Here is a 13,523-nt window from a genome sequence, read left to right as displayed (position 1 = left end):
TGCTTCGGGTAATCTAAGCAATGCCGCAATAAATAAGAAACATGTAAAGGATTTAAGGAGGAATAGTAAGATGGACTTTTTAAATATTTTGATCCTCCTAGCACCGATTTTTTTCGTTATCGCGCTGGGTTGGTTCGCAGGACACTTCGGCAGCTATGACGCTAAATCTGCAAAAGGTGTAAGTACACTTGTAACAAAGTATGCTTTACCAGCGCACTTTATCGCCAGTATTCTGTCAACACCAAAAGATAAATTCTATAGTCAAATTCCATTTTTCGTTGCATTGATTTTCGGAATCGTTGGTTTTTATATCATTATCCTTTTAGTTACGAAATTTGCTTTTAAATATGATTTAACAGACTCATCTGTTTTCTCATTAAACTCAGCACAACCGACCTTTGCATTTATGGGGATTCCGGTCTTGGGTAGTTTATTTGGGGCTCAAGAAGTTGCAATTCCGATTGCGATTACCGGAATAGTTGTAAATGCAATGCTTGATCCAATTGCAATTATTGTATCAACTGTCGGTGAAAAAACAAAAGGGAAAACCAAAGACGGCGAAAGCTTCCTAAAAATGACGACAAAAGCAATTTTGCACGGTTTATCAGAGCCGCTTGCACTTGCACCATTAGCCAGTATCATTCTTGTTCTTTTAGGATTTAAACTTCCTTCAATTGGACACGAAATGTTAGAGGAAATTGGCAGCGTTACATCAGGGGTTGCGCTATTCGCAGTCGGTGTCACTGTTGGTATCCGCAAAATTAAATTAAGCTTGCCAGCCTTCAGTATTGCATTGCTAAAAGTAGCTGTACAACCAATACTTATGTATCTTATTGCGGTTCTTATGGGTCTTTCGGCTGATGAAATTACAAAAGCTGTATTACTTGTAGCCTTCCCAGGTTCAGCTGTTGCAGCAATGATCGCAACACGATTTGAAAAACAAGAGGCGGAAACTGCATCCGCATTTGTCATCAGTGCCATCATGTCACTCATCACATTACCGATCATTATTGCTCTTACCGTATAATATAGTAAAAAGGCTGCCTCGACAGGCAGCCTTCAGCGTGTAGACAAACCCTCGCATTCGTTGTCAGTCCTGCGCTTCGGTGCTCACGAATGTCAAATTCGATCCGCTCCGATGCTCGTCCTTCCTAGACTGCAAAGGTTTTCTATCACGCTGAAAGAAGACAAAGGGCTAAAATCAAGATTATTTTAGCCCTTTGTCAAAAATCTGAAGGCTGCCTATTGAGGCAGCCTTTCTTAGCGAAATGAATGAAACAGAGGGAAGAGTACACGCTTTTTTTTGAGGTCAGGGGGTGCGATTTCCTTTTTTTCTTCTGCTTGTGACGGTTGTTTCAAGGTTGCGGCGAGGCGGTCAAATTTTGTGGATAAATCTTCAATTTCTCTGCGGTGCTGAAGCAGTTGATACGATACACCTTCATCTGCTTTTTTAGCCAATTTCCGTTCAAGTTCTTGCAGGCGGTCTTCGACATCAGTGACGTGTAATTGCTGCTGGATGAGCGCTTTCACTTGTTTTTCTAATGCTTCAATCCGCTGTATAGAGACATCAGCTTCGACAGCAGGTGCTGATTGACGAACGGTTTCCTTATGGATTGGCAGTTGAATATCTTGGAGGATCACACCTTCACTCATCTGGTGTTTGACCTCTTTGAGCAGCTGTACAATATCTTCATGAAATTCATAATGTCCAAGTTCATTCCGGGCGACAGGGATGTTGAGTTGTTTGACCCAACGCTGAATCGTCTTTGAAGAAACACCAATTTCCTTTGCAACCTCATTTGTATTCAAACCAAATGCCCTCCCTTTTTTCAATTACAAGTACCATTCTCTTTAAGGAGGACCTGTTCCTTCACGTTAGACAAAACAAGTAACCAATCGCCAAAGATCGTGTTTTCTAGCGAAAAATTGCAGAAAATCAATTGTTTTGGAAATTTTTTTGACTGTCATACCCCGCTATACTATAATTAGACTGTTACGCACAAAACAGAGGTGAAGACCATGTTAGACCGTTTAAAATCAATTGAAGAACGTTATGAAAAACTAAATGAATATTTAAGTGACCCTGAAGTGGTGAACGACACTACGAAGCTTCGTGAATATTCGAAAGAACAATCCGATATTCAAGAAACTGTTGAGGTATATAGACAATATCGTGCGGCATACGACCAGCTGAATGATGCGAAAGCAATGCTCGAAGAGAAGCTGGATGCTGAGATGCGCGACATGGTCAAAGAAGAAATTTCAGAGCTCACTGAGGAAACGGAACGTTTAGAAGACGAGCTGAAAATCTTGCTGATCCCGAAAGATCCGAATGACAACAAAAACGTTATTGTGGAGGTTCGTGGTGCAGCGGGTGGAGAAGAGGCTGCTCTTTTTGCAGGAAACCTTTACCGTATGTACAGCCGTTATGCTGAAATGCAAGGCTGGAAAACAGAAGTCATGGAAGCAAGTGTTACTGGCACAGGCGGTTATAAAGAGATTATCTTTATGATCAGCGGGAAAGGCGCATACTCCAAACTAAAGTTTGAGAATGGCGCACACCGCGTACAGCGTGTTCCGGAAACGGAATCAGGCGGACGGATTCATACATCAACTGCGACAGTCGCGGTATTACCTGAGGCTGAGGAAGTTGAAATTGATATCCATGAAAAAGACATCCGTGTCGATACTTTCACATCTAGTGGACCTGGCGGACAAAGTGTCAATACAACCATGTCTGCTGTTCGATTAACTCACCTTCCAACAGGTGTTGTTGTATCCTGTCAAGATGAGAAATCACAAATTAAAAACAAAGAAAAAGCCATGAAAGTACTGCGTGCGAGAATTTATGATAAATTCCAGCGTGAAGCACAGGCTGAATATGATCAAACGCGTAAATCTGCGGTTGGAACAGGGGATCGTTCAGAGCGTATCCGTACGTACAACTTCCCGCAAAACCGTGTAACAGACCACCGCATCGGATTGACGATTCAAAAGCTTGATCAAATCTTAGAAGGAAAACTTGACGAGGTCATTGATGCACTAATTATGGAAGACCAAGCAAGAAAGCTTCAAGATGCAAAATAAAGAGCGAACAATCTTCGAAGCCCTTAAATGGGCTTCTTCTTTGTTAACGGAAGCTGGCAGAGACCAAAATGCAGCAGAACTCCTGTTGATGCATGTGCTCGGCTGGAGCAGAAGTGAGCTTCTTGCACGATTTCATGATGCGCTGCCTGAGGAGCAAGATCAACTGTTCAGCAAATTTGTGACGCAGCATAAGGCAGGTGTTCCTGTTCAGCATTTAACGGGTGTTGAATTCTTTTACGGACGTCCTTTCGAGGTGAATAAGCATGTTCTTATTCCTCGTCCTGAAACGGAAGAAGTTGTGTTGGCGGCGCTCAATTTGGTAGGTGACGTTTTCCCGCCCAATCAGCCGCTCAAAGCAGTTGACGTTGGCACAGGAAGCGGAGCCATTGCAATTACGCTGGCTCTTGAAAAAAAATCACTATCTGTCACAGCGACTGATATCTCACAAGAAGCACTTGCGGTAGCAAAGCGGAATCAACAAGCGCTCGGTGCAGACGTTCATTTTTTACATGGAGATTTACTTGAACCGGTTATAGCTCAAGGTATTAAAGTAGATGTATTTATTTCCAATCCACCTTATATTGCGGCGGAAGAAATGGACAGTCTGTCTGAGGTTGTGACGAAGCATGAGCCGGTGAATGCGCTGACGGACGGACGTGATGGCTTGTGGTTTTATAAACGTCTTGTTCGTGATCTTCACAGCGTGCTGAGTGAACAGGCAGTTGTTGTCTTTGAAATTGGACATACGCAAGGTCAAGATGTCACAGCGCTTCTCGTGCAAGCTTTTCCTGAAGCGCATGTCTACACCGTCAAAGATATTAATGGAAAAGATCGAGCTGTTTGCGCACACATTCAAAACGGAAAGTCCGGCTGAATATAGCCGGACTATTTTATTATGTAAAGATGAAACTTATGGTAAAAGAGAAACGTATATATAGAAGAATGAACATTCTGATCATGATTTTTTACATAAATTTGTTTTGAAGGAGCGAATGGTGTGAACAAAAGGTATGCGATGGTGTTGGTCATCGTCAGTGTACTATTGATTGTGAGTGCTTGTGGTAAACCGAGCTTTAAAAAAGAGGCAGCAGCATTTGGAGAAAGCTATAAAAAAGCACAATACACAGTGAATCGAACGGATGACCTATCTGATATGAAAGAGAAGCTGAAGGTTTATTTAACCGAACATGAATATCAAGAATATACACAAGACAGCATGTTCCCGAGCATATTAGAAGCGGCGAAGGATCAAGATTGTCAAATTAAGCTGAAGAAAATTATGTTTACGCCTTCAGATGAAAGCGATGACAGAATTGAATTTAACTATGAAATGGTGATCCAATTTATCGATCACAAAGGAAAAGTCAAAAAAGAAATCGAGAAAAAAGGGGCCATGACTGTTATTAAAACAGAATCTGGTTTAAAAATCAGCCGAGATTGGGATGGGAGACTGTACCCTTCTGACTACCAATCCTCACTCAAAAGTCGTTCTTAAAGAGAACGGCTTTTTTTGTTTTGACTCATAATCTATTAAAAAATTCATATTGACTGTTTATGAAATGCGTTTCCTGGACACAATGTTTGTAGCGAAGAGAAAAAGTGGGGGGAACACTCAATGTTGAAAAGTAAAACCATGATTTGTCTTTATATGTTTCTATTATTATGCGGTGCTTTTGCAAACCTTGGCAGAGAGGAGACGGCGGCTGCTTCTGCAAATCAGCCTGTTGTTATACCAGATGAAGCGATTCGATTACGCATTTTAGCAAATAGTGATCGTTCAGCGGATCAGGATGTGAAAAGAAGTATTCGTGACGAGGTCAATGCGAATATGACGGAGTGGGTCAAAGACCTCAGATCCATTGAAGAAGCAAGACGTGTCATTCGATCAAAGCTGCCAGAAATCAATCGTATCGCCAAAGCGAAATTAAAGGAACAGCATATTGATCAATCTGTATCGGTCAGTTTTCAAAAAGCTTCATTTCCAACAAAACTCTATGGAAATTTCGTCTATCCTGCTGGGAAATATGAAGCCATTTTAATTACGCTTGGAGAAGGGAACGGAGCCAACTGGTGGTGTGTGTTATTCCCGCCGCTCTGTTTTATCGATTTTTCAAACGGAGAAGCCATCGCCTCACCAGAAGGCGATGATGATAAACAAGTGACAGCGCAGCAAACGAAAGAGTCTGTCAATGAAGTGGTGAAAGAAGAGGAAGAAGAGACAGGTGAAGTGAAGTTCTTTTTGTTCGAATGGGTCTCTAGTCTTTTCTCTTAAAAAAGGTATAAATCGGTTTTTGCCTCATAGAGTTGAAGTAAGAGATCAAAAAAGAGGTGAAAGCATGTATTATCAATTAAGAATAGCCACAGAGGAAGATGTCCCGTCGATCAATGCTTTTCTTGAAAAGGGACAAGCAAAAGGCGGAGTAACGCTTGCAGAGCGAACGACATTTGTCGTGATGGAAGATGCGGATGGTCAGCTGGCAGGCTGCTTAGGTCTTGAACAGCTCAATGAACAAGAGGGATTGCTGCGGTCGCTTGTCATATCAGATAAGCTCGGTCAGGGGCACATTGTCTCCTTGTTCCAAAGCGTTCAAACGCTCGGAGAAAAAATAGGTGTGGATACTTTTTATGTCGTTGCAAACCATTCCTCTTCCCATGATTTTTTGGCATTAATGGGCTTTACGCCTTTAGAGGAAATCCCAGAAAGCATATGGAGTTCTGCACATGCAAAAGAGACATTGGGGAAAGAACAGGCTGTGGTCCTGCAAAAAAAAGGCAGTTAATCACAAAACGATGGACTTATACACATACTTATCCACTATAAAACAAGCGTTATCCACAAATTGTGGACAACGCTTGTTTTATTGATCATCATCTTTTATACTTTCAAAAGGATAATTGAGATATATCAACAGTTTTATCTTTTTTAAAAGGAGTTTGTATGATGTTAAATACAAAAAGGTGGTCTGTGGATTTAGAAAAGGATTTATCCACATACTACCCACAAATTAAACAGGCGGCCGATCTGCTGCAGCAAAATGAAGTGGTTGCTTTCCCGACAGAGACCGTTTACGGACTCGGGGCAAATGCGAAAGAGACAGAAGCCGTGATGAAAATTTATGAAGCGAAAGGGCGTCCGAGTGATAATCCGTTGATTGTTCACATTGCGGAAGTTCAGCAGCTTCACGAATTTGCACAAATAGAAAGCGAAAAAGCGAAGGCGCTGATGGATGCCTTTTGGCCGGGCGCCTTAACCATCGTTCTTCCGTGTAAGCCGGGCACTTTATCCAAGCAGGTTACAGCAGGTTTATCCACAGTAGGTGTGAGAATGCCTGACCATCCCATTGCGCTTGAGCTCATCCGAGCAGCTGGTCTGCCAATTGCTGCACCAAGTGCGAACCGTTCAGGGAAACCTTCACCAACACAAGCCGACCATGTAGCGAGTGATCTCGAAGGAAGAATCGCTGGAATTGTGGATGGAGGTAAAACTGGAATTGGGGTTGAGTCAACGGTTGTATCCTGTGTCGGTGAGACCCCAGTGATTTTAAGACCGGGCGGAATTACAAAAGAAGCATTAGAAGAGGTTGTGGGGACGGTGAGTGTGGATCCGGGGCTGACAAAAAAGGACGAGGCGCCAGTATCGCCAGGTATGAAATACACACACTATGCACCTGAAGCCCAGATGTATATCTTTCATGGAAGTGATGAAGACATGCAGCGGCACATTCAGAAATACAAAGCTGAAGGTCTAAAAGTCGGAGTACTGACAACAGAAGAAAAGAAATCGCTGTTTGCGGCAGATGTTGTGTACAGCTGTGGATGGAGAGAAAAACCTGAAACAGTTGCTGCAAACCTCTATCGTGTACTGAGACAATTTGATGAAACGGATGTAGACTTGATTATTTCAGAAGCCTTTCCAGAGCAAGGAGTTGGTTCTGCCATTATGAACCGTCTGCAAAAAGCCGCAGGAGGGCGTACACTCCCTTCGTTCCAATAGTTCTAACCTTTCTTGGACAAACATAGGTTAAAGGAGAATGTGTGTCCAAGGGGGATTTACATGAACGAACTAGCTGGCGAATTGCTGACGCTCAGCATCATGGCTTTTGCACTTGGAATGGATGCTTTTTCGGTTGGACTTGGTATGGGGATGATTCAGCTGAGGTTCCGCCAGATCATTTATATTGGATTTGTTATTGGGATATTTCATATGTTTATGCCGCTTTTTGGGATGCTGACAGGTCAGCTCTTATCCGGATGGCTCGGTCTTCTTGCCACCTATATTGGCGGGGCGCTGCTTTTGGTGCTGGGACTGCAAATGATCGTTGCTTCTATCCGCAAAGAGGATAAGCCCTTTATCGCACCTGTTGGGACTGGTCTCGTTCTTTTTGCTACAAGTGTCAGCCTAGACAGCTTCTCTGTTGGTTTAAGCCTCGGGATTTACGGTTCCCAGGTGTGGATGACTATATTATTGTTTGGTTTTTTTAGTATGCTTCTCACATGGCTCGGATTATTACTCGGCAAACAGGTTCGGTCATGGGTGGGTTCATATAGCGGCGCGCTTGGCGGAATCATTTTACTAGCCTTTGGTATCAAATTATTATTTCCGCTCTAGCCAGTCTCCTTACATAACATGTAGAATGAAATGCTATATAATAGAAGAAAAGGAGGGCGAAAGATGAAAATCTTATTTGTTTGTACGGGAAATACATGCAGAAGTCCAATGGCTCAAGCCCTTTTTGCTTCCATTGCAGATGAAAAAGGTTTAGAGGTCACTGTAAAATCAGCGGGCATTTTTGCCTCCGATGAAGGGAAGGCGTCTCCTCAAGCGATCGAAGCATTATTTGAGAAAAGCATTCCACTGAATCACTCATCATCAAAATTGACAGAGGAGCTTCTGCGCGAAGCTCATTACGTCTTCACGATGACTATGCAGCATAAACAGTTGATTACTGAGCAGTATGCGCATGCAAAAGGCAAGGTCTTCACTTTAAAGGAATTTGCGACAGGAACAGAAGGTGATGTTTCCGACCCGTTTGGAGGAAGTCTTTCTGTTTATCAGGAAACTCGTGATGAACTTGAAGCCTTACTGTATCAGCTCGCTGAGAAATTGAAAAAAGATCATCATCATAGATAACCTGTAAAACCGTTGCGTCAACGGTTTTTCTGCTTTTGTTTGCAAATCACTAGGCAGAGGTTAAAATATAACTGTAAATAAAGAATGAATGTAAGATATAACAGATCAACTCACCCTTAGGAGGAATTGCCCGATGAAAGTAGCCATTGCATCCGATCACGGCGGAACGAATATTCGTGAAGAAATCAAACAACTGATGGATGAATTGAAGATTGAATACATTGATATGGGTTGTGAATGCGGATCAGGTTCTGTAGACTACCCAGATTATGCATTCCCTGTAGCCAATATGGTGGCAAACGGAGAAGTCGACCGCGGCATTTTAATTTGCGGGACAGGCATCGGCATGAGCATCTCGGCAAATAAAGTAAAAGGAATTCGCTGTGCATTAGCACATGATACATTTAGTGCTAAAGCAACTAGAGAACACAATGATACGAACGTTCTTGCAATGGGAGAGCGAGTGATTGGACCAGGATTAGCACGTGAGATTGCGCACATTTGGCTGACAACAGAGTTTACAGCAGGACGCCATGCTGTGCGGATTGGCAAAATTGCTGATTACGAAGAAAAGCACCTATAAGGAGCGCTTAATATGAACATTGGTCAAGATTGGCTTGAAATGTTAAAAGAGTTTCATCAAACAGTTGAATTGCGTGCCGGGCAAATCTTAGTTATTGGCTGTAGTACGTCAGAAGTGGCTGGTGAGCATATTGGTACTGCAGGAAGTGAGCAAATTGCTGCGTCCATCTATCAAGAATTGGATCAGTTAAGACGAGAGACCGGCATTGAGCTCGCCTTTCAATGCTGTGAGCATCTAAATCGTGCCCTAGTCGTTGAAGAAGAAGTGGCTTTCCGTTTTAACTTGGAGATTGTAGCTGCAGTACCTGTCCGTAAAGCGGGTGGTTCGATGGCGGCTCACGCGTATCAGCAAATGGAACATCCTGTATTGGTCGAATCCATTGAGGCGCATGCTGGAATTGATATCGGCGATACGTTAATTGGGATGCACTTAAAGAGAGTCGCTGTACCTGTCCGTCTCAGCCGTCATCAATTAGGACATGCACATGTGACTTTTGCGAAAACACGTCCGAAGCTGATTGGCGGAGAAAGAGCGGTTTATACAAGATCATAGCTTCGATATATTTCTAATATAATGTTGAATGATGAAGACGCTTTACCACTTGAATATTCGGGTTTTCATAAAAAAGAAGTCGATTTTCCAAAAAAAACTTTTACATTTTACTCAAAAACCGTGTACAATGAGATGGTGAAAACATCGAATGGAAATAGATTGGAGAGGATTTCGCTGATGAAACATTTACCTGAGCAAGACGCACAAGTATTCAAAGCAATTCAACTAGAGCGGAAACGCCAGCAGGACAAAATCGAATTAATTGCATCAGAAAACTTCGTAAGCGAAGCAGTCATGGAAGCACAGGGCTCTGTATTAACAAATAAATACGCTGAGGGTTATCCTGGTAAACGCTACTATGGCGGCTGTGAACATGTAGACGTTGTGGAAGATATCGCACGTGACCGCGCAAAAGAAATTTTTGGCGCTGAGTATGTGAACGTACAACCTCACTCAGGTGCTCAAGCGAACATGGCTGTTTACTTTACTATTCTTGAGCATGGCGATACAGTGCTGGGCATGAACTTATCACATGGCGGACATTTAACACACGGAAGCCCTGTAAACTTTAGTGGTGTACAGTACAACTTTGTAGAATATGGTGTAGATAAAGAAACTCAGCATATCGACTATCAAGATGTACTTGAAAAAGCACGTGAACATAAGCCGAAACTAATCGTTGCGGGTGCAAGTGCATACCCACGTCAAATTGATTTCAAAAAGTTCCGTGAGATTGCTGATGAAGTCGGTGCTTACTTTATGGTCGACATGGCTCACATTGCTGGTCTTGTTGCAGCAGGTCTTCATCCAAATCCAGTTCCTTACGCAGATTTTGTGACAACAACAACTCACAAAACATTACGCGGACCTCGCGGCGGAATGATTCTTTGCCGTGAAGAGTTTGGTAAAAAGATCGACAAATCGATCTTCCCTGGTATTCAAGGTGGACCACTCATGCATGTCATCTCTGCAAAAGCTGTTTCTTTCGGTGAAGTATTGAACGGAGATTTCAAAACATATGCACAAAACGTCATTGATAATGCAAAACAACTAGCTGAAACTCTTTTATCTGAAGATATTCAGCTTGTATCTGGCGGAACAGATAACCATCTTGTTCTCATTGACTTGCGTTCTCTTGGCATCACAGGAAAAATTGCAGAAAACGTTCTTGATGAAATCGGTATTACAGTGAACAAAAATGCAATTCCTTATGATCCAGAGAAACCATTTGTCACAAGTGGTGTACGTGTAGGGACAGCTGCAGTAACAAGCCGCGGTTTCGATCAAGAAGCGATGAAAGAAGTCGGTTCCATTATTGCACTTGCGCTAAAACATCATGAAGATGAAGCGAAATTAGAAGAGGCGAAAAAGCGTGTATCTGATCTTACGGCTCGTTTCCCTCTATATAACGAATTAGATTATTAAAAAACAGACCCATTTGCCTATTTTTGGCATGTGGGTTTTTTTTGTAGGATTTGCGAATCATATTGAAAGATGATGTCTTTTTATGTAGAATTGTAGGAAGTGTGCAAAGTTCACCGGAAGATGACAGAAAAGGAGTTGTAGCAAGCTATGGCAAAGGTTTATGTATTTGATCACCCGCTTATTCAGCACAAACTTACATATATTCGTGACGTTCATACAGGAACTAAAGAATTTAGAGAGTTAGTGGATGAAGTCGCAACATTAATGGCATTTGAAATCACAAGAGATTTACCGCTTGAAGAGGTAGATGTAGAAACACCTGTACAAGTAGCGAAATCAAACGTGATCTCAGGTAAAAAACTCGGTGTTGTGCCAATTTTAAGAGCAGGTCTTGGAATGGTAGACGGGATTTTGAAACTCATTCCAGCTGCTAAAGTGGGACATGTTGGTTTATACCGCGATCCGAAAACATTAAAGCCTGTTGAATATTATGTGAAGCTTCCATCTGATGTGGAAGAGCGTGAATTTATCGTAGTAGATCCAATGCTTGCAACTGGCGGCTCAGCAGTCGAAGCGTTAAACAGCTTGAAAAAACGCGGTGCGAAAAACATTCGCTTCATGTGTCTGATTGCTGCCCCTGAAGGTGTAGAAGAAATGCAAAAGCATCATCCAGATGTTGATATCTACATTGCAGCATTAGATGAGAAACTAAACGAAAAAGGTTACATCATTCCAGGTCTTGGTGATGCTGGTGACCGTATGTATGGAACGAAATAAGAAAGTCTTAATAAAAGCCCACATGCAAAACGTGCATGTGGGCTTTTTTGAAATATATGACAAACGGTTGATACCGTTCATAGAAAAATCATTGTATACTGAACATTGGCTGTTTTTTTCAATGAATGTCACATCTCTCCTAAAGTTTGATGAAATTGTGAACATTTTGTGTGCTCTATCACTATAGAAAAGTTTTTTAACTTTCAACCGATTGACACATCATAGACGCTATTGTATGCTAAACGAGGGTATTATGGTAAGGTTTTCATAGCCTATAGCACTCTACTAATCCTCATTGTGAACCCTTTAATAATCAGGGTTTGTATCAACGAATGAAGCAGCATCCCATAGATCTAAAGATTTCAAGTCTGATTGTGCAATTAGACCGATGGGTGATTGATTTTTTTCGAATAGGACGGCTTATCATAAGCGTCTTCTACGCAGTTTTCATCACCATTTATCACCTTTTTTACAATATTTTTCATCGGGAGTCAGATGAATGAACGATCCAAACGCGATTTTCCGCAGACAGAGTAAATACATGTTCTATCTATTGGCAATTTTTGTGTTTGGCTATGCCATGCCTGGTTTTAAACCACTGTTTCTTGGTTTCATTATCGGCACAATTTTTGCTTTCTTTAATTTATTCCTACTTATACGGAGAATGCACGCTTTTGATCGAGCGGTTAAAAAAGGAAAATCCATTCGTTCAATGGGAAGTACAGCCAGGTGGGCCAACGCGATTCTCGCAGTAGCGATTGCTTGGCGTTACCCTAATGAAGTTCATCTGGCAGGTGTTGTTATAGGATTAATGACAATATATCCTGTCATTATGATAGATTCCTTCATTCAACTTAAACGTTCTACTATGGAAGAGAGGTGAATACTCTTTGGGTCACAGTTCAAAAACTACAGAATTTTTAGGGTTAACGTTCAACTTATCCAATGTTCTCATGATTACGATTGCTAGTATCATCGTTCTTCTCATAGCGGTGCTGACTACTCGTGTTCTGTCTATTCGTCCGACTAAGGCGCAGAACTTCATGGAATGGATCGTTGATTTTGTTCGAAATATCATAGGTAGTTCGATGGACATGAAAACAGGAGCCCCATTTCTAGCGCTTGGCGTTACATTACTCATGTACATATTTGTTTCAAACATGCTTGGACTGCCATTCTCGATTACGGTCGATCACAACTTGTGGTGGAAATCACCAACTGCTGATCCTGCAATCACAATGACACTAGCGGTTATGGTCATGGGATTAACACACTACTATGGTGTTAAAGCAAAAGGAGTCAAGGAATATACAAAAGACTACTTTAGACCAATCCCACTTTTAGTACCGCTGAAAATTATTGAAGAATTTGCAAACACATTAACACTTGGTTTGCGTCTTTATGGAAATATTTTCGCTGGAGAGATTCTTCTTGGTTTACTTGCAGGACTTGCGACTAATTTCTATTCGCAAAACCTTGCACTAGGTATCATTGGTACATTAGGTGCCATCGTGCCGATGATTGTATGGCAGGCATTCAGTTTGTTTGTCGGAACCATCCAGGCATTTATCTTCACCATGCTGACAATGGTGTATATCTCCCATAAAGTCAGCGACGAACACTAAAAAATTGAGAGTCCAAAAAGGACGTTATTTTAAAGGAGGAGCTTTTTAATGAATTTAATAGCAGCAGCAATTGCAATCGGTTTAGGAGCACTAGGAGCAGGTATTGGTAACGGTCTAATCGTATCTAAAACAGTTGAAGGAATCGCTCGTCAGCCAGAAGCTGGTAGAGAACTAAGAACACTTATGTTCATCGGGGTAGCTTTAGTTGAGGCACTTCCAATTATCGCTGTCGTTATCGCATTCTTGGCATTCTTTGGTTAATATGTGAGAAGCGTTCTAATATGAATTTTAATGGCGAAGATCAGATTAGTTCGAAACTTCGCCATTCCTTTATGTTTTGTTT

At 41.9% G+C, this 13,523-nt stretch carries 17 protein-coding genes; 16 read left to right on the top strand and 1 reads right to left on the bottom strand.

All coding sequences use genetic code 11. The features are described from left to right. Positions 1 to 70 precede the first annotated feature (70 nt). Positions 71 to 1,027, top strand: coding sequence for an AEC family transporter (locus ACN6NB_RS17480; RefSeq protein WP_341040845.1), 957 nt, complete (start codon positions 71 to 73; stop codon positions 1,025 to 1,027). A 233-nt stretch (positions 1,028 to 1,260) separates the two neighbouring features. Here the strand turns inward: ACN6NB_RS17480 and racA are convergent, their stop codons facing one another. Further along, a complete protein-coding gene (gene racA / locus ACN6NB_RS17475) occupies positions 1,261 to 1,809 on the bottom strand; it encodes a chromosome-anchoring protein RacA (protein ID WP_058838550.1) in 549 nt (182 codons plus the stop codon). Between the two features lie 210 nt (positions 1,810 to 2,019). On the opposite strand from racA, the gene prfA reads away from it, so the two are divergent. The 15 genes from prfA (at position 2,020) to atpE (ending at position 13,441) form a co-directional block, all read left to right on the top strand. Further along, positions 2,020 to 3,087, top strand: coding sequence for a peptide chain release factor 1 (gene prfA, locus ACN6NB_RS17470; RefSeq protein WP_039182133.1), 1,068 nt, complete (start codon positions 2,020 to 2,022; stop codon positions 3,085 to 3,087). Next, positions 3,077 to 3,961, top strand: a complete 885-nt coding sequence (prmC, locus tag ACN6NB_RS17465) for a peptide chain release factor N(5)-glutamine methyltransferase (protein ID WP_327842081.1) — start codon at positions 3,077 to 3,079, stop codon at positions 3,959 to 3,961. The genes prfA and prmC overlap by 11 nt, the downstream gene beginning before the upstream one ends. Before the next feature lie 141 nt (positions 3,962 to 4,102). Continuing rightward, complete coding sequence (locus tag ACN6NB_RS17460) at positions 4,103 to 4,582, top strand: hypothetical protein (RefSeq protein WP_058838603.1); 480 nt, start codon at positions 4,103 to 4,105, stop codon at positions 4,580 to 4,582. Between the two features lie 123 nt (positions 4,583 to 4,705). Next, positions 4,706 to 5,359 (top strand): stage II sporulation protein R, encoded by a 654-nt coding sequence (gene spoIIR, locus ACN6NB_RS17455; protein ID WP_247544068.1) that lies wholly within the window; start codon positions 4,706 to 4,708, stop codon positions 5,357 to 5,359. 64 nt (positions 5,360 to 5,423) lie between these two features. Next, a complete protein-coding gene (locus ACN6NB_RS17450; RefSeq protein WP_059376369.1) occupies positions 5,424 to 5,867 on the top strand; it encodes a GNAT family N-acetyltransferase in 444 nt (147 codons plus the stop codon). Positions 5,868 to 6,028: 161 nt separating this feature from the next. Beyond that, positions 6,029 to 7,081: an L-threonylcarbamoyladenylate synthase gene (locus ACN6NB_RS17445; protein ID WP_082700845.1), complete on the top strand. Its 1,053-nt coding sequence runs from the start codon at positions 6,029 to 6,031 to the stop codon at positions 7,079 to 7,081. Positions 7,082 to 7,141: 60 nt separating this feature from the next. Beyond that, positions 7,142 to 7,696, top strand: a complete 555-nt coding sequence (locus ACN6NB_RS17440) for a manganese efflux pump MntP (RefSeq protein WP_059376373.1) — start codon at positions 7,142 to 7,144, stop codon at positions 7,694 to 7,696. A gap of 63 nt (positions 7,697 to 7,759) precedes the next feature. Continuing rightward, on the top strand, positions 7,760 to 8,218 hold the full coding sequence (locus ACN6NB_RS17435; protein ID WP_059376376.1) for a low molecular weight protein arginine phosphatase: 459 nt from the start codon (positions 7,760 to 7,762) through the stop codon (positions 8,216 to 8,218). Between the two features lie 133 nt (positions 8,219 to 8,351). Continuing rightward, entirely contained in the window at positions 8,352 to 8,801 is a 450-nt protein-coding gene (gene rpiB / locus ACN6NB_RS17430) for a ribose 5-phosphate isomerase B (protein ID WP_003214714.1), read from the top strand. A 12-nt stretch (positions 8,802 to 8,813) separates the two neighbouring features. Further along, positions 8,814 to 9,353, top strand: a complete 540-nt coding sequence (locus ACN6NB_RS17425; protein WP_039182113.1) for a TIGR01440 family protein — start codon at positions 8,814 to 8,816, stop codon at positions 9,351 to 9,353. A 177-nt stretch (positions 9,354 to 9,530) separates the two neighbouring features. Continuing rightward, entirely contained in the window at positions 9,531 to 10,778 is a 1,248-nt protein-coding gene (glyA, locus tag ACN6NB_RS17420; RefSeq protein WP_034281450.1) for a serine hydroxymethyltransferase, read from the top strand. Positions 10,779 to 10,925: 147 nt separating this feature from the next. Continuing rightward, positions 10,926 to 11,555, top strand: a complete 630-nt coding sequence (gene upp / locus ACN6NB_RS17415) for a uracil phosphoribosyltransferase (RefSeq protein WP_003214553.1) — start codon at positions 10,926 to 10,928, stop codon at positions 11,553 to 11,555. A 499-nt stretch (positions 11,556 to 12,054) separates the two neighbouring features. Continuing rightward, positions 12,055 to 12,438: an ATP synthase subunit I gene (locus ACN6NB_RS17410; protein ID WP_024423731.1), complete on the top strand. Its 384-nt coding sequence runs from the start codon at positions 12,055 to 12,057 to the stop codon at positions 12,436 to 12,438. A gap of 7 nt (positions 12,439 to 12,445) precedes the next feature. Continuing rightward, positions 12,446 to 13,180 carry a F0F1 ATP synthase subunit A gene (gene atpB, locus ACN6NB_RS17405; RefSeq protein ID WP_474253501.1) on the top strand — a complete coding sequence of 245 codons (735 nt, stop codon included), beginning with the start codon at positions 12,446 to 12,448 and terminating at the stop codon, positions 13,178 to 13,180. A gap of 48 nt (positions 13,181 to 13,228) precedes the next feature. Continuing rightward, positions 13,229 to 13,441 carry a F0F1 ATP synthase subunit C gene (gene atpE, locus ACN6NB_RS17400; RefSeq protein ID WP_003214968.1) on the top strand — a complete coding sequence of 71 codons (213 nt, stop codon included), beginning with the start codon at positions 13,229 to 13,231 and terminating at the stop codon, positions 13,439 to 13,441. The last annotated feature ends 82 nt before the right edge of the window (positions 13,442 to 13,523 follow it).

This window comes from Bacillus sp. 11B20 (genome assembly GCF_056098985.1).
The sequence above is the reverse complement of the archived record's forward strand: the minus strand, read 5'-3'. Positions and strand labels throughout refer to the sequence as shown.